General features: G+C 54.2%; 19 protein-coding genes, 3 tRNA genes and 1 riboswitch. Of the genes, 19 read left to right on the top strand and 3 right to left on the bottom strand.

Annotated features, from left to right (window positions below; translation table 11 throughout):
- The first annotated feature begins 10 nt into the window (after positions 1–10).
- Positions 11–730 carry an N-acetylmuramate alpha-1-phosphate uridylyltransferase MurU gene (gene murU, locus HNQ59_RS02735; RefSeq protein WP_184035367.1) on the top strand — a complete coding sequence of 240 codons (720 nt, stop codon included), beginning with the start codon at positions 11–13 and terminating at the stop codon, positions 728–730.
- Here the strand turns inward: murU and HNQ59_RS02740 are convergent.
- Positions 706–1,371 (bottom strand): PAS domain-containing protein, encoded by a 666-nt coding sequence (locus tag HNQ59_RS02740; protein ID WP_184034903.1) that lies wholly within the window; start codon positions 1,369–1,371, stop codon positions 706–708. The two genes, murU and HNQ59_RS02740, sit on opposite strands and share 25 nt — an antisense overlap.
- A 123-nt stretch (positions 1,372–1,494) precedes the next feature.
- Between HNQ59_RS02740 and ruvC the strand changes: the two genes are divergently transcribed.
- Entirely contained in the window at positions 1,495–2,019 is a 525-nt protein-coding gene (ruvC, locus tag HNQ59_RS02745; RefSeq protein WP_184034905.1) for a crossover junction endodeoxyribonuclease RuvC, read from the top strand.
- Between the two features lie 78 nt (positions 2,020–2,097).
- A complete protein-coding gene (gene ruvA / locus HNQ59_RS02750; RefSeq protein WP_184034906.1) occupies positions 2,098–2,697 on the top strand; it encodes a Holliday junction branch migration protein RuvA in 600 nt (199 codons plus the stop codon).
- A gap of 58 nt (positions 2,698–2,755) precedes the next feature.
- Here the strand turns inward: ruvA and ribB are convergent, their stop codons facing one another.
- Positions 2,756–3,394: a 3,4-dihydroxy-2-butanone-4-phosphate synthase gene (ribB, locus tag HNQ59_RS02755; protein WP_184034908.1), complete on the bottom strand. Its 639-nt coding sequence runs from the start codon at positions 3,392–3,394 to the stop codon at positions 2,756–2,758.
- Positions 3,395–3,602: 208 nt separating this feature from the next.
- Positions 3,603–3,746: riboswitch (FMN riboswitch) on the bottom strand.
- Between the two features lie 140 nt (positions 3,747–3,886).
- Here ribB and ruvB point away from each other — a divergent pair.
- The 15 genes from ruvB (at position 3,887) to lpxC (ending at position 14,616) form a co-directional block, all read left to right on the top strand.
- Positions 3,887–4,957: a Holliday junction branch migration DNA helicase RuvB gene (ruvB, locus tag HNQ59_RS02760; RefSeq protein WP_184035370.1), complete on the top strand. Its 1,071-nt coding sequence runs from the start codon at positions 3,887–3,889 to the stop codon at positions 4,955–4,957.
- 11 nt (positions 4,958–4,968) lie between these two features.
- Complete coding sequence (locus HNQ59_RS02765) at positions 4,969–5,151, top strand: hypothetical protein (RefSeq protein ID WP_184034910.1); 183 nt, start codon at positions 4,969–4,971, stop codon at positions 5,149–5,151.
- Between the two features lie 153 nt (positions 5,152–5,304).
- A complete protein-coding gene (gene tolQ, locus HNQ59_RS02770) occupies positions 5,305–5,979 on the top strand; it encodes a protein TolQ (RefSeq protein WP_343074191.1) in 675 nt (224 codons plus the stop codon).
- Entirely contained in the window at positions 5,976–6,392 is a 417-nt protein-coding gene (tolR, locus tag HNQ59_RS02775; protein ID WP_184034912.1) for a protein TolR, read from the top strand. The genes tolQ and tolR overlap by 4 nt, the downstream gene beginning before the upstream one ends.
- Positions 6,389–7,183 carry a cell envelope integrity protein TolA gene (gene tolA, locus HNQ59_RS02780; RefSeq protein ID WP_184034914.1) on the top strand — a complete coding sequence of 265 codons (795 nt, stop codon included), beginning with the start codon at positions 6,389–6,391 and terminating at the stop codon, positions 7,181–7,183. The genes tolR and tolA overlap by 4 nt, the downstream gene beginning before the upstream one ends.
- A gap of 28 nt (positions 7,184–7,211) precedes the next feature.
- Entirely contained in the window at positions 7,212–8,489 is a 1,278-nt protein-coding gene (gene tolB / locus HNQ59_RS02785; protein WP_246490835.1) for a Tol-Pal system beta propeller repeat protein TolB, read from the top strand.
- A gap of 193 nt (positions 8,490–8,682) precedes the next feature.
- Complete coding sequence (gene pal / locus HNQ59_RS02790) at positions 8,683–9,222, top strand: peptidoglycan-associated lipoprotein Pal (protein WP_184034918.1); 540 nt, start codon at positions 8,683–8,685, stop codon at positions 9,220–9,222.
- 18 nt (positions 9,223–9,240) lie between these two features.
- Positions 9,241–10,020, top strand: coding sequence for a tol-pal system protein YbgF (ybgF, locus tag HNQ59_RS02795; protein ID WP_246490822.1), 780 nt, complete (start codon positions 9,241–9,243; stop codon positions 10,018–10,020).
- Between the two features lie 41 nt (positions 10,021–10,061).
- Positions 10,062–10,712: a 7-carboxy-7-deazaguanine synthase QueE gene (queE, locus tag HNQ59_RS02800; protein ID WP_184034922.1), complete on the top strand. Its 651-nt coding sequence runs from the start codon at positions 10,062–10,064 to the stop codon at positions 10,710–10,712.
- A 57-nt stretch (positions 10,713–10,769) separates the two neighbouring features.
- Positions 10,770–11,447 (top strand): 7-cyano-7-deazaguanine synthase QueC, encoded by a 678-nt coding sequence (gene queC / locus HNQ59_RS02805; protein WP_184034925.1) that lies wholly within the window; start codon positions 10,770–10,772, stop codon positions 11,445–11,447.
- A 63-nt stretch (positions 11,448–11,510) separates the two neighbouring features.
- Positions 11,511–11,586, top strand: a tRNA-Lys gene (locus tag HNQ59_RS02810).
- Between the two features lie 30 nt (positions 11,587–11,616).
- A tRNA-Lys gene (locus HNQ59_RS02815) sits at positions 11,617–11,692 on the top strand.
- A gap of 52 nt (positions 11,693–11,744) precedes the next feature.
- Positions 11,745–11,820: transfer RNA gene (locus tag HNQ59_RS02820), tRNA-Lys, on the top strand.
- 170 nt (positions 11,821–11,990) lie between these two features.
- The gene (locus tag HNQ59_RS02825) at positions 11,991–13,604 is read left to right on the top strand and encodes a GGDEF domain-containing response regulator (protein WP_184034928.1); all 1,614 of its coding nucleotides are present in this window, start codon (positions 11,991–11,993) and stop codon (positions 13,602–13,604) included.
- Between the two features lie 91 nt (positions 13,605–13,695).
- Positions 13,696–14,616, top strand: a complete 921-nt coding sequence (gene lpxC / locus HNQ59_RS02830) for a UDP-3-O-acyl-N-acetylglucosamine deacetylase (RefSeq protein WP_184034932.1) — start codon at positions 13,696–13,698, stop codon at positions 14,614–14,616.
- Between the two features lie 296 nt (positions 14,617–14,912).
- On the opposite strand, the gene HNQ59_RS02835 is transcribed toward lpxC, so the two are convergent.
- Positions 14,913–15,338: a DciA family protein gene (locus HNQ59_RS02835; RefSeq protein ID WP_281397165.1), complete on the bottom strand. Its 426-nt coding sequence runs from the start codon at positions 15,336–15,338 to the stop codon at positions 14,913–14,915.
- 281 nt (positions 15,339–15,619) lie between these two features.
- On the opposite strand from HNQ59_RS02835, the gene secA reads away from it, so the two are divergent.
- On the top strand, positions 15,620–18,346 hold the full coding sequence (secA, locus tag HNQ59_RS02840; RefSeq protein WP_184034938.1) for a preprotein translocase subunit SecA: 2,727 nt from the start codon (positions 15,620–15,622) through the stop codon (positions 18,344–18,346).
- Positions 18,347–18,353: the final 7 nt, after the last annotated feature.

An 18,353-nucleotide genomic window follows, 5' to 3' on the forward strand; every position in this document is an offset into this window, starting at 1 on the left:
TTATTCCGCCATGATATTGGCCGCGGGTAGAGGTGAGCGCATGCGCCCGCTGACTGATCATACCCCCAAGCCCTTGCTGCGTGCGGGCTCCAAAGCCTTGATCGAATGGCATGTCGAGCGCCTGGTGGCTGCGGGTGTGGATCGGCTGGTGATCAACCATGCCCATCTTGGCGGGCAGATTGTGCAGGCGCTGGGGAACGGCGCCCGCTTTGGCGCACAGATTGCCTATTCAGCAGAGGAAACGGCGCTTGAAACCGCAGGGGGGATCGCCAAAGCCATGCCTCTGCTGGGAGTACGGCCCTTCATCGTTGTCAGTGCTGATGTATTCTGCCAATACGATTTCACACGACTGATCCCTGTACTGCAAGCATTGGGCGCTGGGCAGCCTGGGCGTGCTCATCTGGTCATGGTGCCCAACGCCCCGCATCATCCACAAGGTGATTTTGGCCTGGCCGATGGCATGCTGAGCGAGGAGGCTGATGTGAAATTGACCTATTCCGGCATCGGGTGTTTTCATCCGGCATTTTTTGCAACGGTGCCGGCAGGCGCAACCATGAAGCTGGTGACTTTGCTGAAACCGGCCATCGCAGCAGGCCTGGTCAGTGGTGAATGCCATAATGGTCTGTGGCTGGATGTCGGAACGCCTGAGCGGCTGGCCCTGGCGGATCAGTATGCAGCCCAAATGGTTGATGGCATCGACGGAATCTACACTTCGTCGTTACGGACGTAATTGACGACATCGTCAACAAAGCGGAGCACGGTCGCCACTTGGCCCAACGATCTCTGCAACAGCTCGCTCTGCTCCTTATCCAGCGTGCTGATCTGGAGTAGGGTGGTGAGGTTGCGGCGTAGCTCCAGCATGGGTTTGCGGACTTGGTTGGCAATGTTGTGCAGAAATTGCCCACGCACCTCGCTGGACATCTCCGCGACCTGTTTGGCACGGGTCAGTGCCTGCTCCTTACGGCGCTCGCCTGCGACACTATGCGCGAACAACAGATGGATGATGGGGCTGTCACTGGCTTGGCGGTGCGCTAAGACCTGAAGCCTGACGGGAACCTCCTGGCCACTACTGGTGAGCAACGCCAATTCACCGCGCCAGACCTTGTCGGCATTGGCGGTTGGAATGGCGGTCTTCATAAGCAGAAAGTGCGACCAGGCTGGCATCAGTAACGTGTAATTCAGTGCAGCCAGCTCAGCCCGGCTGACGCCTAATACATCTTCCGCTTGTTGATTGATGAACAGCAATTGCCCGGTGACATCGGCGGCCAGCACCATCAGATCGACATGATCCAGCATGCCGCTGACGATCATCATCGCCAGTGCTTGCTGAAAGGGTGGGGTGGGTTGTGGTGAAGTGTCGTATGCAAGCACAGTATACTTTCATGCAACAGCTGCGGGTCACGGGGTGGCGAAACCATGTTTGATCATACCAACCCAAGCTGGGTTGTCACCCATCAACATAGCATTTTTCAACAGGTTCCATCTCTTTAATATATGCGAGTTCTCGGAATTGACCCAGGTTTGCGCGTCACGGGTTTTGGTGTCATCGACGTGATCGGGCAGGCTCGCCACTATGTTGCCAGCGGCTGCGTGCGCACGCCGAGCGACGCTACGCTGCCCATCCGTCTGAAATCGATCATCGATGGGCTTTTTGCCATCATCGATGAATACCGGCCCCAACAAGTGGTGGTCGAGCAGGTGTTTGTCAACGTCAATCCACAATCCACCTTGCTGCTTGGGCAGGCGCGGGGAGCGGCGATTTCCGCCGCAGTCATGCGCGATCTGCCGGTAGCAGAATACACTGCGCTGCAAGTCAAGCAGGCGGTGGTTGGCCATGGCAAGGCTGCTAAGGAGCAAGTGCAGGAAATGGTCAAGCGCTTGTTGAGCCTGGAAGGCTACCCACAGTCCGATGCGGCAGATGCCCTGGCCTGCGCGCTGTGCCATGCCAATCATCATGGCTCGCTGGTGCAAGGGCTGGCTGCGAAGGGGTTTCGGATCAAGCGGGGCCGACTGGCCTGAACGGTGGTGTCAACCATGACTGAAAGGGTCATGGCCTGCTTGCTGGTTTGAATTCAATCATTTCTTTGGGAACACAATATGATCGGTCGCCTGAGTGGCATTTTGGTCGAAAAACAACCTCCGCAGGTTGTGGTGGACGTGTCCGGGGTTGGGTATGAAGTAGATGTGCCGATGAGCACCTTCTACGTCTTGCCTCACCTCAACGAAAAGGTGACGCTCTATACCCACCCGGTGGTGCGGGAGGATGCCCACCTGCTCTATGGTTTTGCCACCAAAGGTGAGCGCGAAACCTTCCGGCAAGTGCTGAAGATATCAGGCATCGGCCCTAAGATTGCGCTCGCCATCCTATCTGGCATGAATGCCGATGAGCTGGCGATTGCAATTGCGGGTGAAGACATCGCTCGGCTCTCCAGGATTCCTGGCATCGGTAAAAAGACGGCTGAACGGTTGGTGTTGGAGCTGCGGGGCAAACTGAGCTTTGATGCAGCAGGAGGTACGATTCCCGCTGGAAGCTTGCCATTACCCTCAGCCGCCTCTGAACGGAGCGACATCATCAATGCCTTGCTGGCGTTGGGTTACAACGAACGTGAGGCTGCCGCAGCGATCAAGGGCCTGCCTGGTGACGTGGGGGTGTCGGACGGAATTCGCATGGCGCTGAAGAGCTTGGCCAAGGTGTGATCGCCAGCCTATGACCTGCGGACGATGAGGGCCTGATGGCCCTCGTTTCATTTCATTATCAGGCTGCGAATTGACGAGCCTGTCTATATTGCACGATATCCTCTACAGACAGGATCGGTAGCTGATGTTTAGTTGCATAGGCCCACAGCGCATCGCCACGCATCATGGTGCCATCCGGATTCATCAACTCACATAACACCGCTGCCGGTGACAACCCCGCCAGCATTGCCAGATCAACAGAGCCCTCGGTGTGACCTCGCCTGGTCAATACGCCGCCAGGAGCCGCCTGCAGGGGGAACATGTGTCCAGGGCTGATTAGATCATCGGGTTTTGCATCAGGTGCAATCGCGGCTCGAACAGTGGTCACCCGATCCGCCGCAGAAACGCCGGTCGTGGTGTTGTACCGAGCCTCGATCGAAACTGTGAAAGCCGTGCCATAGCGGCTTTGATTGCGGCTGGCCATGGGTGGCAGGTTTAGGTGTCTGATCCGTTCCTCGGTCAGGCACAGGCAAACAATGCCGCTGCAATCGCGAATCAGCTGAGCCATGCTGGCCTCGGTGATGCGGTCGGCAGCAATGATCAGATCAGCTTCGTTTTCACGATCCAGATCGTCCGTCAACACCACCGGCACACCTGCCTTGATGGCTGCCAATGCCGCGTTGACACGCTGTTCGAAGTGGGTAGGGAGAAAATTCATGATGAAACGTTCCTTGCGAAAATGAGCAATTCACGTTTCAGGGCGCAAATAACCATGCCAACCGGTGGCAGGACGTGGTCAAGCGTTTGGTGAGCATGAGCTTGCCTGACCCCACAGATGATGTCCGTGGCGGCTGCCGCGCTTGAAGCTGCGCCTGGCTCGATCAACAAACGAAACCCAACGCCCTGTCAGCAGGCTGACAGAGTTTCTGCATCTTCTTTCATCCGGACTATACCGTCGGCCCCGGCATTTCACCGGATCTGCTGACCCCGACCCGCAGGCCGGGCGCTCGCGGGCTCGGTTTTGCAACCATACCGCCGGTGGGGAATTGCACCCCGCCCTGAAGACGCACCTAGTTTGAAACCGGCAAACAACCGGCTGGCGGACTATATCCATATTGACGGGCCATTTCAACCTTGTTGGCAACATGGCTGTATTTATCTACATCCGGGTTACAATACTGTCATTGCAAGCATGTCATCCGTACACACCATGATCCAGACTGACAACCTCAAAGCCGCACCTGCAGAAGACAGGATTGTGACCTCACAAAAACTGTCTGCCCAGGAAGAGGCGCTGGAGCGCGCACTACGCCCCAAACTGCTGGATGAATATGTCGGGCAGGAAAAGGCAAGGGGCCAGTTGTCGATTTTCATCGAGGCTGCCAAGAAGCGTGGCGAGGCGCTGGATCACGTGCTGCTGTTCGGGCCCCCGGGCCTGGGCAAAACCACGCTGGCTCATATCGTGGCGCGGGAGCTGGGTGTCAATCTGCGCCAGACCTCTGGGCCCGTGCTGGAGCGGGCGGGCGACCTGGCTGCACTGTTGACCAACCTGGAGCCGCACGATGTATTGTTCATCGATGAGATCCACCGCCTAAGCCCAGTAGTGGAAGAAATACTGTATCCGGCGCTGGAAGACTTTCAGCTAGACATCATGATCGGTGAAGGCCCCGCTGCCCGCTCAGTGAAACTGGATCTGCCGCCCTTCACCCTGGTTGGTGCAACCACCCGCGCAGGCATGCTGACCAATCCGTTACGAGACCGGTTCGGTATTGTCGCCCGCTTGGAGTTCTATACTCCCGAGGAATTGACGAAGATCGTGCGGCGCTCCGCCAGCCTCTTGAATGTGCAGATGTCAGAAGAAGGTGCCTTTGAAATTGCCCGTCGTTCACGCGGCACACCCCGCATTGCGAACCGCTTGTTACGGCGTGTGCGTGATTATGCCGAGGTGAAAGCCGATGGCCATGTCACGCGCGAAGTGGCGGATGCAGCGCTCTCCATGCTGGATGTGGATCATGCAGGCCTGGATCTCATGGATCGCAAATTGCTGTCAGCGATTTTGCATAAATTCGGCGGTGGGCCGGTCGGGCTGGACAACGTGGGGGCTGCGATCGGGGAGAGCACCGACACGATCGAAGATGTACTGGAGCCCTATCTGATCCAGCAGGGGCTGTTACAACGCACCCCGCGTGGTCGCATGGCAACTATGTCAACCTATCAACATTTCGGGCTGCAGCCGCCGCAACTGCAGCCGGTCAATGGCGATCTGTGGGGCGGCAACTGAGATGATGCACCATGGCCGAACCGTTGATCGACACAACTGATGATGCGGTTGACCAAACCGCACCAGACCTCAATGAGCCCGTGGTAGAGGAATCGGCCCCACCTGAGCCGCTGGATCCGGTGCTGGTCTGGCACCTGATCAAGCTGATTGCGGCACTGATCCTGCTGCCGATTCTGTTGTTCAAAGTGCTGTGACCGCCTGATCGGGCCTCCCATCCGGGCCTTGTCAGGCTATTTTCCAGCTTGGTTTGCAGTACTTCTTCTGTAAAACTTCGTTGAATTCGCGAACTTTCCACGTAATACGTTATCATTATCTGCTTTCGTATCATTGTCTGTTGAAAGGAAACTGTGGAAACCAGTCACGATCTCTCGATGCTTGGCTTGATTGCAAACGCCAGTATTGTTGTGCAGTTGGTGATGCTGGGCTTGGCCTTGGCGTCGATGGCATCGTGGGCGATGATTTTCAGCAAATGGTTTGCTGTTCGCCATGCCTCGACCCGTACCGTGGATTTTGAACAGCGCTTCTGGAGCGGTGCGGATCTGAACCGCCTGTACAATGATGTCCAGGGTAAGAGCCTGGCGCTGGAACGTATTTTTGAGGCAGGTTTTACCGAATTCATGAAACAGCGCAAAACGCCCGGCGCTGAGCTGGCCGATGTCATGGACAGCACACGGCGAGCCATGAAGGCCGCTTCGCAACGTGAGCTGGATCAACTGGATGGCCATTTGTCATTCCTGGCGACTGTTGGCTCGGTCAGCCCCTATGTAGGGCTGTTTGGCACAGTGTGGGGCATCATGAATTCGTTCCGCGCTTTGGGCAGCGTCGGGCAGGCGACACTCGCCCACGTTGCGCCCGGCATCGCCGAGGCGCTGATCGCCACGGCAATCGGCTTGTTCGCCGCCATTCCGGCTGTGATTGCTTATAACCGTTTCGCAGCGGACATCGACCGACTTGCCGTGCGCTTCGAGAGCTTCATCGAAGAATTCTCCAACATCCTGCAACGGCAAGGAGCACATCGATGAGCCGACGTCGTCGCCGCGCGATGGCGCAGATGAACGTTGTGCCATACATCGACGTCATGTTGGTGCTGCTGGTCATTTTCATGGTGGCCGCGCCGATGATGCAGTCCGGAACCGTTGATCTGCCAAGCATAGGCAAAGCCGAGACACCGCCCGCCGCACCGCTTGAGGTTCAAATCGATGCCAAGGGTGAATTGACATTGCGGGACACAGAAAGCAAACGTAATTCGCAACACCTTTCACTGGAAGACTTGGTCATTCAAGTAAAGGAGGCGGTTGCGGAAAAAGCAGGTCGTCCAGTTGTGATCTCCGCAGACAAGAATGTGAAGTACGACGCAGTGATGCAAGTGATGGATCGTCTGCAGCGAGAGCAAATCAGCCGGGTAGGGCTGTTGGTGCGACCGGAGCACAAATGACGCGGTCTGAGCATGAAGACAAGCCCGGACTTTCGCTGGTGCTGTCCATCGGTGTCCATGTTATTTTCTTTGGTCTATTGCTATTTGGCCTGCAATGGCAAAACGAACGTAAAGAACCGGTAGCGGTTGAGCTGTGGTCGGCCATGCCCAAGCCATCGCCCCAGCGGCAGGAGGTCGTGCCTCCTCCCAAGGTACAGAAAAGAAACGAGCCTGAGCCCGAGCCGGATGTGCCTGATCAGGTGGCCAAACCTGACATTGCATTGAAAACGCCCAGGAAGGCGCCGGAGAAAAAGCCGGAGCCAGAAAAAGTGGAAAAGAAGCCAGAGCCGAAGGTCGTACCCAAACCCGAGCCGAAACCACAGGAGAAAAAGCCGGAGCCCAAGCCTGCGCCACCTGATGACAAGATGAAGCAAGAGCTGAAAAAGCTGCAGGATGCGCTGGCCAAGGAAACTGCGCAAAACGAGCTGGCCCAGAAAAACGCGGCCAATGCTGCTAATGCGGCCAAGCAAAAAGCTGTTGGTGATTATGTCTCGCAAGTCCAGGCACGCATCAAGCGCTTCGTGTCGGTGCCGCCTGATATGCAGGGCAATCCAGAAGCGGTGTTTGAGATCACCTTGCTGCCTTCGATGGAGGTACTCAATGTCGTCAAGCGTAAATCCAGTGGCAACACGGCATATGATGACTCGATCGAGCGGGCTATCCTGAAATCCAGCCCACTGCCGCCCTTGCCTGAAGGCATGCGGTTTCAGGACTTTCGTGTGTTACGCCTGGTTTTCAGGCCAAATGATTGATTTGAAAAAGTAGTAGGTTCATAACATGATGAGCAAACGAATACTGGCCACGATGGCATTGTGCTGCGGATTGTTGCTGCAACACGTCCAGGCGGCCCTGACAATTGAAATCATCGGCGGTGGCGCCAAGCAGATCCCAGTGGCCATTGTTCCCTTGGTGAAAGAAGAAGCGCTGAAGGAGTCGGTCACCGCGATCGTGCAGGCTGATTTGGCGAGAAGCGGGATGTTCAAGTTGGTGAGCACGGCAGGGTTGAATCCCCTTCCTGCTGAGCCAAACCAGTTGAACTATGCAGACTGGCAGAATAAAGGGGCTGAAGCAATCGCCATTGGTTCGGTTGCGGACAACGGTGATGGCAGCGTCACCATCCGTGTCCGTTTGATGGATGTCCTGCGCAAGCAGCAGTTGGCAGGTGTCAGCCATGTGGCACGACCTAACCAGCTGCGCCTGGCCGCACATAAAATTGCGGACGTCATCTATGAAAAGCTGACCGGTGACAAAGGCGTCTTCGCCACACGTATCGCGTATATCCTGAAGCAAGGCAAGCACTATGAGCTGCAGGTGGCTGATGCTGACGGTTACAACGCCCAGACTGTGCTGTCCTCGTCCGAGCCGATCATTTCACCAGCCTGGTCGGCAGATGGCACCAAACTGGCCTATGTATCTTTCGAGCAGAAAAAGCCTATTGTCTATTCGCATGTGCTGGCCACAGGGCAGCGGCGGGTGGTTTCCGGGGCCAAAGGCAGCAACAGCGCCCCTGCTTGGTCACCTGATGGCAACAAATTGGCCGTCGTATTGACCAAGGATGGCTTATCGCAGATCTACAGCGTCAATGCCGATGGATCTGGTTTGTTGAGGCTGACAAACAGCTCCGGCATCGATACTGAGCCTGACTACTCGCCAGATGGCTCGCGCATTGCCTTCACGTCAGACCGTGGCGGCAGCCCGCAAATCTACACCATGTCGGCAACAGGCGGGGATGTCAAACGCGTGACCTACGATTGCACCTACTGTGTGTCGCCACGTTACAGCCCTGACGGCAAGAGCCTGACTTTCGTCAAGCGAGATGGCGGTGGCTTCCAGGTCGTGGTGATGGATCTGGCTAGTGGGGTGACCACAACCATATCCGATACCGATGCTGATGAATCGCCATCTTTCGCACCAAACGGTAAAATCATCCTATATGCGACTGAAGTTGGGCGTCGCGGTGTACTGGCCGCCGCCTCTAGCGATGGCCGGGTGAAGCAGCGCCTGCGCGTGCAATCTGGTGATATCCGTGAGCCAGCTTGGAGTCCTGTGTTTCAGTAAGATGGCCAAGACAACTTGATCATCTTGGCCCAATGGGTTGCTTGAGGCTGGCTATGCCGGCCTCGTCATATCATGGTAGGAACAAACCGGATACGTGTTTGGCACCAAGATAAGGTAACATAATCAGTTAAGTGCGCATTGTTCAGCCTGTCCCGCCGACGGGTTTGCGTACCCATTATTTTTAGGAGAAAACATGAAAAAAGTCCTGCTCAGCGCCTTGGTTGTCAGCCTCCTGGCTGCTTGCGCCAGCACCCCTGCACCCGAAGCCCCCAAAGCACCGGTCGAGAACAAGACTCAGCCTCAGGTTGAAGCACCCAAGGCCGATACAGCGCCTGCACCTACCGATGGCTTGAGCACTTCCAACCTGCCACCACATCAAGACCCGAACAACAAACTGTCCGAGCGTAGCATTTATTTCGACTATGACAAGTACGTTGTTCGTGATGATCACAAAGCACTGGTTGAAGCACACTCCAAGTACCTGACCGAAAAGCGTGATCTGAAGGTCAAGATCGAAGGCAATGCTGACGAGCGTGGTAGCCGCGAGTACAACCTGGCGCTCGGCCAAAAGCGTGCTGAAGCAGTCAAGAAGATGATGTCCACCCTGGGCGTATCTGACAGCCAGATCGAAACCATCAGCTATGGCGAAGAAAAGCCCAAGGCAACTGGCCACGACGAAGAAGCTTACGCAATCAACCGTCGTGCAGACATCGTTTACGCTGACGACAAGTAATCGATGATGCCGCGTCTGATGAAACGCCTGCTCCCGCTGGCTATACTGGCCCTTTCGGCCAGCAGCCAGGCGGGGCTGTTCGACGATACAGAAGCCCGTAAGATGATTACGGATCTTCGTACCCAGATCGAGCAGCTCCGCCAGGATAACCACGCCCTTAGAGAGCGCTTAAACCAGCTTGAGACACGTGTTGACAATCTGAAAGTGTCCAATTTGGTCTCTCAATTGGATGCACAGGTAGACAACCTGAACAAGCTGAACGGGCAGCTTGAGGTGTTGCAATACAACATCGAGCAAACCCAAAAGCGGCAGAAAGACTTCTATGTCGATCTGGATAGCCGTTTGCGTGCGTTGGAGCCGGGTGGAGGGGATGTCAGTGGATCGACGTCATCGGACAAGCCGTTGGCTGCAGTGGCCAAGGCTGAAGGCGATCAGGCGGCCTATGACGCGGCATTCAATCTATACAAGATGGGCAACTACCAAGGTGCCGTCTCAGGTTTTCGGGATTACCTGAAAGCCTATGCCGACAGTAAACTTGCACCCAATGCGCAATACTGGATCGGCATGTCGCAATCTGCCCTGCGGGACTACAAGGGGGCGATTGCCACGCAACAGAAGCTGATAGTGACTTGGCCAGATGCCAATAAAGTGCCGGATGCCATGTTCAACATTGCAGCAAATCATATTGAATTGGGCGACAAGAAAGCAGCCAAGAAAATGCTGGATGATCTGGTCGCCAAATACCCCGTTTCTACAGCCGCTGACAAAGCCAAGCGGTTGCTCGCCAATAGTCGATAATGTAATCAGCCAGCGCACGGATGCGCTGGCCCTCCAAGACGATGTCCACCAAGCAATCACTCCGTATCACAGAAATCTTTTTTTCCTTGCAAGGAGAAACGAGCCGGGTTGGCTTGCCAACAGTCTTTGTCCGCCTGACCGGTTGCCCGCTACGGTGTGGCTATTGTGATAGTGAATATGCATTCCACGGTGGTGAATCCTGGACAATTGATCGCATCCTGGAAGAAATCCGCCAGCATGGCACACCCTACGTCTGCGTGACCGGTGGCGAGCCGCTGGCGCAGAAAGGGTGCCTGACGTTGCTGACCAGGCTGTGCGATGAAGGATTTGCTGTCTCATTGGAGACCAGTGGTGCCTTACCGATTGACCATGTGGACCCACGCGTCTCCCGGATTGTCGATATCAAGACGCCAGGATCGGGCGAGGTGATGAAAAACCATTGGCAAAATCTGAATGTGCTGACCAGAGCCGACGAATTGAAGTTCGTCATCTGCCACGAAGCCGATTACCAATGGGCCAGACAATTGATCATGGATTACTCGATCCATCATCGTTGCCCGGTGCTGATGTCCCCTGTCCATGGCGGCGTCGAGCCTGACGAGCTGGCAAATTGGATACTGCGGGATAAATTACCTGTGCGATATCAACTGCAGCTGCATAAAGTGTTATGGGGTAATACACCCGGTAAATGACAGGTCGCGGAGGATACAGTCACGACAGGTGTCTGCCGTGGCAGTGAAGGAATGAAAATGAGTAAAAAAGCAGTGATATTGCTCTCTGGCGGGCTGGACTCCGCCACCGTACTGGCGATTGCCAGACAACAAGGCTATGAATGCCACTGCCTGAGCTTTCAATACGGACAGCGGCACTCCGCTGAATTGGCTGCAGCAAAACGTGTCGCGCAGGCACTCGGAGCCACAGCGCATCGCTTGGCAACGATTGATCTGGCGGCTTTCGGCGGCTCGGCATTGACCGACAAATCAATCGACGTGCCGATTGAAGGCGTGCAAGAGGGCGTGATTCCTGTCACCTACGTACCTGCACGCAATACCATCATGCTGTCTTACGCATTGGCCTGGGCTGAGGTATTGAAGGCACAGGACATTTTCGTGGGCGTCAACGCAGTGGATTACTCAGGCTACCCTGATTGTCGTCCAGAATACATCGAGGCATTTGAAAAGATGGCCAACCTGGCCACCAAAGTGGCAGTCGAGGGGCAGCCGTTCAAGATACACACCCCCCTGATCGACCTCACCAAAGCCCAAATCATTCAGGCGGGCGTGGCAAGGGGTGTTGACTATAGCCTCACTGTTTCATGCTATCTGGCAGATGACGAAGGCCAAGCATGTGGCCAGTGTGACTCTTGTAGATTACGCAAGGAAGGCTTTGAATTGGCAGGGGTAATTGATAACACTCGTTATCGCTGAATTGAAAAAATCCGGCCAATCTGTTGACAATTTTCATACGATTGATAAAATGCCGGCCTTCTTGGGTTGTTAGCTCAGTTGGTAGAGCAGCGGACTCTTAATCCGTAGGTCGTAGGTTCGATCCCTACACAACCCACCAAGTTTCCTATCGTGGCAGCTCGCCGCGTGCGGGTTGTTAGCTCAGTCGGTAGAGCAGCGGACTTTTAATCCGTTGGTCGCGCGTTCGAGTCGCGCACAACCCACCAAATTTCAGAAATTGCAATCGCACAGTTTCTGTACCCGTATAACGAAACAATCGGGTTGTTAGCTCAGTCGGTAGAGCAGCGGACTTTTAATCCGTTGGTCGCGCGTTCGAGTCGCGCACAACCCACCAAAATACAAGGCCAGCGTAAGCTGGCCTTTTGTTTTTCCGATCTTGAGTCCTATGCAAATAAATGACCATGCTAAAATGACCTTAAGTGGCTGTCCGGTATGGTGTCAGACTGGGCCATCGGCTACCATCATGGGTATGGTTATTTCGGATATTGAGATCAAGATTTCATAATGTCCTGTTCGCCTGTCGAACTTGCGCAAAAAAACCAGGTTCTGATTCTGACTTGGCAGCGCTATCGCAAAGCACCTAGCTTTGAGAATTTCGTTGAATTCGCCGTTTCATTGAATGCATTTACCGATTATCTGATCGATAAATCCATCACTGGATTGCTCCATGCCAGCAAGGAGCTGGAGCAGATTGCCTTGTCACTGTTCGGTGATGACAGTCAACACCCCGTTTCCGATATGTCCATGCAGGATCTGCACGATCGTGTGCATACGCTCTCCAAGCTGGTAGAGGGCTATGTTCACGCCGCAGATCGCTTGGCTGATCGGTGTACGGACAAAGGCAAGGTGGGCAGTCGAACGACCCGCATTGTCTATTTCGTTGGCCATTCTCCACAGCGTTGGCAGGATTTGTTGGGGCAGCTGTCATACTTCGGTGTCAAGGTCATAGAGTTGGGCTGGGGTGATAACCTGCCGTTGGATGCGTCCCCCAATCCGCTGATCATCATGGATACCGATGGTGTCAGTGTCGAAGGCTGGGCAGCGCGTATCAAGGCATTGCGGGAGTATCACAAGCTTGCGCAAATCATTGGCTTGTCGATTCCCTCGGATTTCCGTTTGTTGCAGCTGGCTTTAAAGAGTGGCGCTGATTGGTGCTTCCCGCTGGGCGCATCTTTACAGGGCGTGGTGGCCCAGATTCTGGAGATGAACGACCCGACTGACCAGGAGCCTTTCAGGGTGCTGGTGGTGGAGGATTCGCTGACCGCAGCCCGAGCGATTCAACGCGCGCTGGAAGAGCACCAGATCGTTACTCAATCCATTCAAGATCCATTGCAAGTGCTGAATGCCTTGAGGCAATTTTTGCCGGATCTGATCTTGATGGATATGTATATGCCAAATTGCACGGGTGTGGAGGCGGCACGTGTCATCCGGCAGCACAATGAATTTTTGTCGATCCCGATTGTCTATCTGTCTGGTGAAACGGATGTCGCTTTACAAGTTGATGCATTGCGACTGGGTGGTGATCACTTCTTGACCAAACCATTCAATCAGGTTTTTCTGAATGCAATTGTCAAGAGCAAGATTGAACGTTATCGGACATTGCGTCGTTCCATGTTCCATGACAGCCTGACAGGGCTGTTGAATCATACCAGTACCAAGACCTCGCTGGATGCGGCCTTGAATCAAGCTCAGAGGGAAAACGGGCGGCTGGCGGTTGCTATGTTGGATATTGATCACTTCAAGAAGGTCAATGATACCTATGGTCACCCTGTTGGTGACCAGATCATCCGGAGCTTGGCGTGGCTTTTGAAACAGCGGCTGCGAAAGAGTGACATCATCGGTCGCTATGGTGGGGAAGAGTTTGCTATCGGCCTGGTGGGTGCTGATGCGGAGCAAGCCCGTCAGGTGCTGGATCGCATTCGTGGTGATTTTGCATTGATTGAGCACCCATATCGGGATGCGCGTTTCAACATTACATTCAGTGCCGGCATCGCTGCCTTTCCTGGGGGCGATACCGTGGCTGATTTGATCAATGCTGCAGACGAAGCCCTGTATACATCAAAGCGGGCGGGTCGCAACCGTATTACCATTGCGGCTGCTATTCAAGGACATGCTTAACCAGAAATGAATGTGATAGTAATACTCAATTGGTCTTGCTAGACCGATATGCTAGACTCGACTGCCAATTTGCCTTTCAAAAAAATCAGCCATGATTCAACAGCGTACGCTCAAACAGCCTGTCAAAGCGAGTGGTGTTGGGCTTCACTCCGGCGACCGCGTGACATTGCATATGCGGCCTGCACCCATCGATAGTGGATTGATCTTTCGTCGCGTCGATTTGCCCGATGCACCTGAATTCCACGTCGCGCCCGATCTGGTCAATGATACCCGATTGTCCTCTACGCTGGTGAAAGAGGGGGTTCGGGTTGCGACCATTGAGCATCTCATGTCTGCTTTTGCTGGGTTGGGTTTGGATAATTTGTACATTGATATCAATGCACAAGAAACGCCAATCATGGATGGCAGTGCGGCAACCTTTGTGTATTTGCTGCAGCAGGCTGGCATTGTTGAACAGAATGCACCCAAGAAATTTGTGCGGGTGTTGAAGACTGTCGAGGTTCGAGAGGGTGACAAGTGGGTCAGACTGGAACCCCATGATGGTTATAAGGTGTCGCTGACCATTGAGTTCCGCCACCCGGCCATCAGTAAATCCAGTCAATCAGTGACAATCGATTTCGCCAATACCAGTTTTGTCACGGAAATCAGCCGAGCCCGTACATTTGGCTTCATGCATGAGGTCGAGATGATGCGTGAAATGGGCTTGGGGCGTGGCGGCAGCTTTGACAACGCAATCGTGCTTGATGAATATCGAGTGCTGAATGGCGACGGCCTGCGTTACGAGGACGAATTTGTGCGCCATAAGGTGTTGGATGCAATTGGGGACTTGTATATTTTAGGTCACCCGCTGATCGGTGCCTTTTCCGGCTTCAAGTCTGGTCACATGATGAACAACAAACTGCTGAGAGCGCTGTTGGCGGATGCATCAGCCTGGGAATGGGTGACATTTGAAAAGCCCGAACAGGTGCCCAATTCCTTCCATCGTCTGCAACCGGCATTTGTATCGATTTAGGCAGGCCGCAAGTAAGCCTTGAGCCGGGTGCTGATCGAAGCCGGTGAATGCTGAAGCGGCAAACAGATCAATCTGTATTTCAAATCATCTGATATCGGGGGGGGGGCGGTGGGCTGGATCAGGCTACTGGTTGTATTGACTGCCGCCATCACGATCGGTTTGGTGCTGCTTGGCATGCTTACCAAGCAACCACGCTATTTTCAGCTGGCCAAACGAACGCTTAAAGTGGCTGGCATCACCTTGTTGTTATTGGCTGCTTACTTTCTGATCCTCAAACGGCTTTGAGCCGACGGGGATCAAGAGGCGGATCGCTGTTTGAGTTGGCGCTGTAACAGCGCATCCAGCTTGTCTCTCACCTCCGGGGCTTTGACGGCGTCCGCCAACTCCGCCAGGCTGGCCAGCGCAGCATCACTCATCTGGGCGTGTTTGGGTTGCATCGGCTTTTCTTCCACTACGCTGACTTTGATGCGGATATCCGTCGCCCCAAACCCTGCCCCTGCCAACTTTTTCAACAGACTGGGGACTTGTTGTCGCACCCGTGTTGCAATGGCAGCATTCTCCGCGAAAATCACCAACACACTGCCATCCCAACGAACGACCTGCAGACCATTGCCTTGGGCGGGCAGGAGCGAAGCAACTCTCCGGTGAATGGCCAACATGCGCTCTGCTTGCTTGAAAACAGACATATCGCTATTCGGGAGCCAATCTTTGATTTTTGGCATAACACTTGAATTTTACAGGGCTACCCACATCTTAGCCGGGGTAGCCTTGTGCCGCCAAGTGTCAATGTTGGTCTGACAAAGCCGTTGACCAGCTTGCGGGTGCGCGGCAATCCTGAGCTATGGTAAGATGCCAAGGTTTTGCATCTTCATGCAAAATGCATTTGGGATATGGATTGTGTTTGCCCAGGAATGCTCGGCAAGGGGAAGGTTATACCTCCCCTTGACTTTTATGAACGATAAGATCAATTGGCTGTTGTTATAAAGCCAGACAAGAAACGCCCATGATTGCCAACGTCCTGAAGAAAATTTTCGGTAGCCGGAATGATCGGCTGATCAAGCAATATCGTCAGACGGTCGTGCGAATCAATGCTCTGGAAGAGGGCATCGCCAAGCTGACCGATGCCGAATTGCAGGCCAAGACCACAGAGTTCAAGGCCAGACATCAAAAGGGCGAATCGCTGGATGATCTGTTGCCAGAAGCCTTTGCTGTTTGCCGAGAGGCATCCAAGCGTGTGTTGAAGATGCGCCATTTTGATGTGCAAATGATTGGCGGCATGGTTCTGCACTATGGAAAAATCTCTGAGATGCGTACTGGTGAAGGCAAGACCTTGGTCGCAACCTTGCCGGCATACCTCAATGCCATCTCTGGAAAAGGCGTGCATGTCATTACCGTCAATGACTATCTGGCCCGCCGCGATGCGGAATGGATGGGGAAATTGTATGGCTTTCTGGGCTTATCGGTCGGTATCAACCTCAGCCAGATGGATCATGATACCAAGCATGCAGCGTATGCTTCGGATATCACCTATGGCACGAACAATGAGTTCGGTTTCGATTACCTGCGCGACAACATGGTTTACTCGCCTACCGAGCGTGTGCAGCGTGGCTTGAATTTTGCGATCGTCGATGAAGTGGACTCCATTTTGATCGATGAAGCGCGTACCCCGCTGATCATTTCCGGCCAAGCGGATGACAACGTTGATCTCTACCAGCGTATGAATCTGATCGCTCCCAAGCTGATTCGGCAGGAATCAGAAGAAGGAGAGGGCGATTACTGGGTGGATGAAAAGGCTCATCAGGTGACCTTGTCAGAGGCTGGCCATGAGCATGCAGAGCAACTGCTGGCAGAAGCGGGCATGATCGCGGAGGGCGATAGCCTCTATTCCGCTGGCAACATCACATTGATGCATCACCTCTATGCGTCTTTGCGTGCTCATAGTCTGTTCCATCGCGACCAGCACTATGTTGTGCAAAATGGTGAAATCATCATCGTGGATGAATTCACAGGTCGCTTGATGCCTGGGCGTCGCTGGTCTGATGGCTTACATCAGGCGGTAGAGGCCAAGGAAGGCGTCACCATCAACAAAGAAAACCAGACGCTTGCCTCCATTACCTTCCAGAATTACTTCCGGATGTATGGCAAGCTCGCAGGGATGACCGGTACGGCAGATACAGAAGCGTATGAATTCCAGCAGATCTATGGCTTGGAAACCGTTGTCATCCCCACCCATCGTGCGATTGCGCGTAAGGACGTACTGGATCAGGTTTACCGTAGTGTCAATGAGAAATTCAAGGCAATCATTCTCGATATCAAGGATTGCCAAAGTCGTGGGCAGCCTGTTCTGGTGGGTACGACGTCGATCGAGGCGTCTGAGCTTCTGTCCAAGATGTTGAATGGTGAGGGCCTCAAGCATCAGGTGCTCAATGCCAAACAGCACGAAAAAGAAGCGCAGATCGTGGCTGAAGCTGGCCGACCAGGTATGATCACCATTGCGACCAATATGGCGGGTCGGGGTACCGATATCGTATTGGGTGGCAATCTCGAAAAGCAGATTGCATTTGTTGAGGCGGATACGACACTGAGCGAAGCTGATCAAGCTACCAAAGTCCAGCAGTTGCAGAATGAATGGCAGACATTGCACGATCAGGTTCTGGCTGCGGGTGGTCTGCACATCATTGGTACAGAGCGTCACGAATCACGCCGTATCGATAATCAGCTACGTGGCCGTTCAGGCCGCCAAGGCGACCCTGGTTCCAGCCGTTTCTATCTGTCGCTGGAAGATCCATTGCTGAGGATTTTTGCGGGCGACCGGGTGGCCATGATCATGGATCGCCTGAAGATGCCAGAGGGTGAGGCGATTGAGCATCCCTGGGTGACGCGCGCCATCGAAAATGCGCAACGCAAGGTTGAAGGCCGTAACTTCGATATCCGTAAGCAGTTGTTGGAATACGATGATGTGGCCAATGACCAGCGGAAAGTCATCTATCAACAGCGTAATGAGCTGTTGGAGGCGGACGATATCACTGAAACCATCTCCGCCATGCGTGAGGGCGTGATTCAAGCGACTTTTGACAACTATGTTCCGCCTCAAAGCATTGAAGAGCAGTGGGATATAACCGGTCTTGAAAAGGCCCTAGCCGGTGAGTTGCTATTGGAAGTACCTGTTCAAGAGTGGTTGAAGGCGGACCAGAGTCTGGACCCGATGGGCATCCTGCAGCGGATCGTCGATGTTGCCCATAAACAGTATGCAGACAAGGTTGAATTGGTCGGGGCAGGCTCCATGCATCAATTCGAGCGTGCGATGATGCTGCAGAACCTGGATCATGCTTGGCGAGAGCACTTGGCGGCATTGGATCATCTGCGACAGGGTATTCACCTGCGTGGTTATGCGCAGAAGAACCCAAAGCAGGAATACAAACGTGAGGCATTTGATCTGTTTGCGGCCATGCTTGACCGTGTGAAGCGTGATGTCACCACGATTCTGATGACCGTACAGATCCGAGGCCAGGAAGATGTGGAGGCTGCGGAAGAATCGTTGCACGAGCCTGACAATATGCAAATGCGGCATGCTGATTTCGGCTCTGCCTACGCAGGTGGCGCAGAGGGGCAGGATGTCACTGCAGGTGCGAGTGGCGGGCCTAACGAGTACGCGCTGGTTGGTCGGAACGACCCATGTCCTTGTGGCTCTGGTAAGAAGTACAAGCAGTGCCACGGTAAGTTGGCGTAATTGAATG

The sequence above is a fragment of the Chitinivorax tropicus genome (assembly GCF_014202905.1).
Lineage (GTDB): Bacteria > Pseudomonadota > Gammaproteobacteria > Burkholderiales > SCOH01 > Chitinivorax > Chitinivorax tropicus.

Excerpts from the sequence above, each read along its gene's own strand:
- murU (WP_184035367.1), top strand. The coding sequence starts at position 11 with ATGATATTGGCCGCGGGTAGAGGTGAGCGCATGCGCCCGCTGACTGAT.
- ruvC (WP_184034905.1), top strand. The coding sequence starts at position 1,495 with ATGCGAGTTCTCGGAATTGACCCAGGTTTGCGCGTCACGGGTTTTGGT.
- ruvA (WP_184034906.1), top strand. The coding sequence starts at position 2,098 with ATGATCGGTCGCCTGAGTGGCATTTTGGTCGAAAAACAACCTCCGCAG.
- ribB (WP_184034908.1), bottom strand. The coding sequence starts at position 3,394 with ATGAATTTTCTCCCTACCCACTTCGAACAGCGTGTCAACGCGGCATTG.
- ruvB (WP_184035370.1), top strand. The coding sequence starts at position 3,887 with ATGATCCAGACTGACAACCTCAAAGCCGCACCTGCAGAAGACAGGATT.
- HNQ59_RS02765 (WP_184034910.1), top strand. The coding sequence starts at position 4,969 with ATGGCCGAACCGTTGATCGACACAACTGATGATGCGGTTGACCAAACC.
- tolR (WP_184034912.1), top strand. The coding sequence starts at position 5,976 with ATGAGCCGACGTCGTCGCCGCGCGATGGCGCAGATGAACGTTGTGCCA.
- tolA (WP_184034914.1), top strand. The coding sequence starts at position 6,389 with ATGACGCGGTCTGAGCATGAAGACAAGCCCGGACTTTCGCTGGTGCTG.
- tolB (WP_246490835.1), top strand. The coding sequence starts at position 7,212 with ATGAGCAAACGAATACTGGCCACGATGGCATTGTGCTGCGGATTGTTG.
- pal (WP_184034918.1), top strand. The coding sequence starts at position 8,683 with ATGAAAAAAGTCCTGCTCAGCGCCTTGGTTGTCAGCCTCCTGGCTGCT.
- ybgF (WP_246490822.1), top strand. The coding sequence starts at position 9,241 with ATGAAACGCCTGCTCCCGCTGGCTATACTGGCCCTTTCGGCCAGCAGC.
- queE (WP_184034922.1), top strand. The coding sequence starts at position 10,062 with ATGTCCACCAAGCAATCACTCCGTATCACAGAAATCTTTTTTTCCTTG.
- queC (WP_184034925.1), top strand. The coding sequence starts at position 10,770 with ATGAGTAAAAAAGCAGTGATATTGCTCTCTGGCGGGCTGGACTCCGCC.
- HNQ59_RS02825 (WP_184034928.1), top strand. The coding sequence starts at position 11,991 with ATGTCCTGTTCGCCTGTCGAACTTGCGCAAAAAAACCAGGTTCTGATT.
- lpxC (WP_184034932.1), top strand. The coding sequence starts at position 13,696 with ATGATTCAACAGCGTACGCTCAAACAGCCTGTCAAAGCGAGTGGTGTT.
- HNQ59_RS02835 (WP_281397165.1), bottom strand. The coding sequence starts at position 15,338 with ATGCCAAAAATCAAAGATTGGCTCCCGAATAGCGATATGTCTGTTTTC.
- secA (WP_184034938.1), top strand. The coding sequence starts at position 15,620 with ATGATTGCCAACGTCCTGAAGAAAATTTTCGGTAGCCGGAATGATCGG.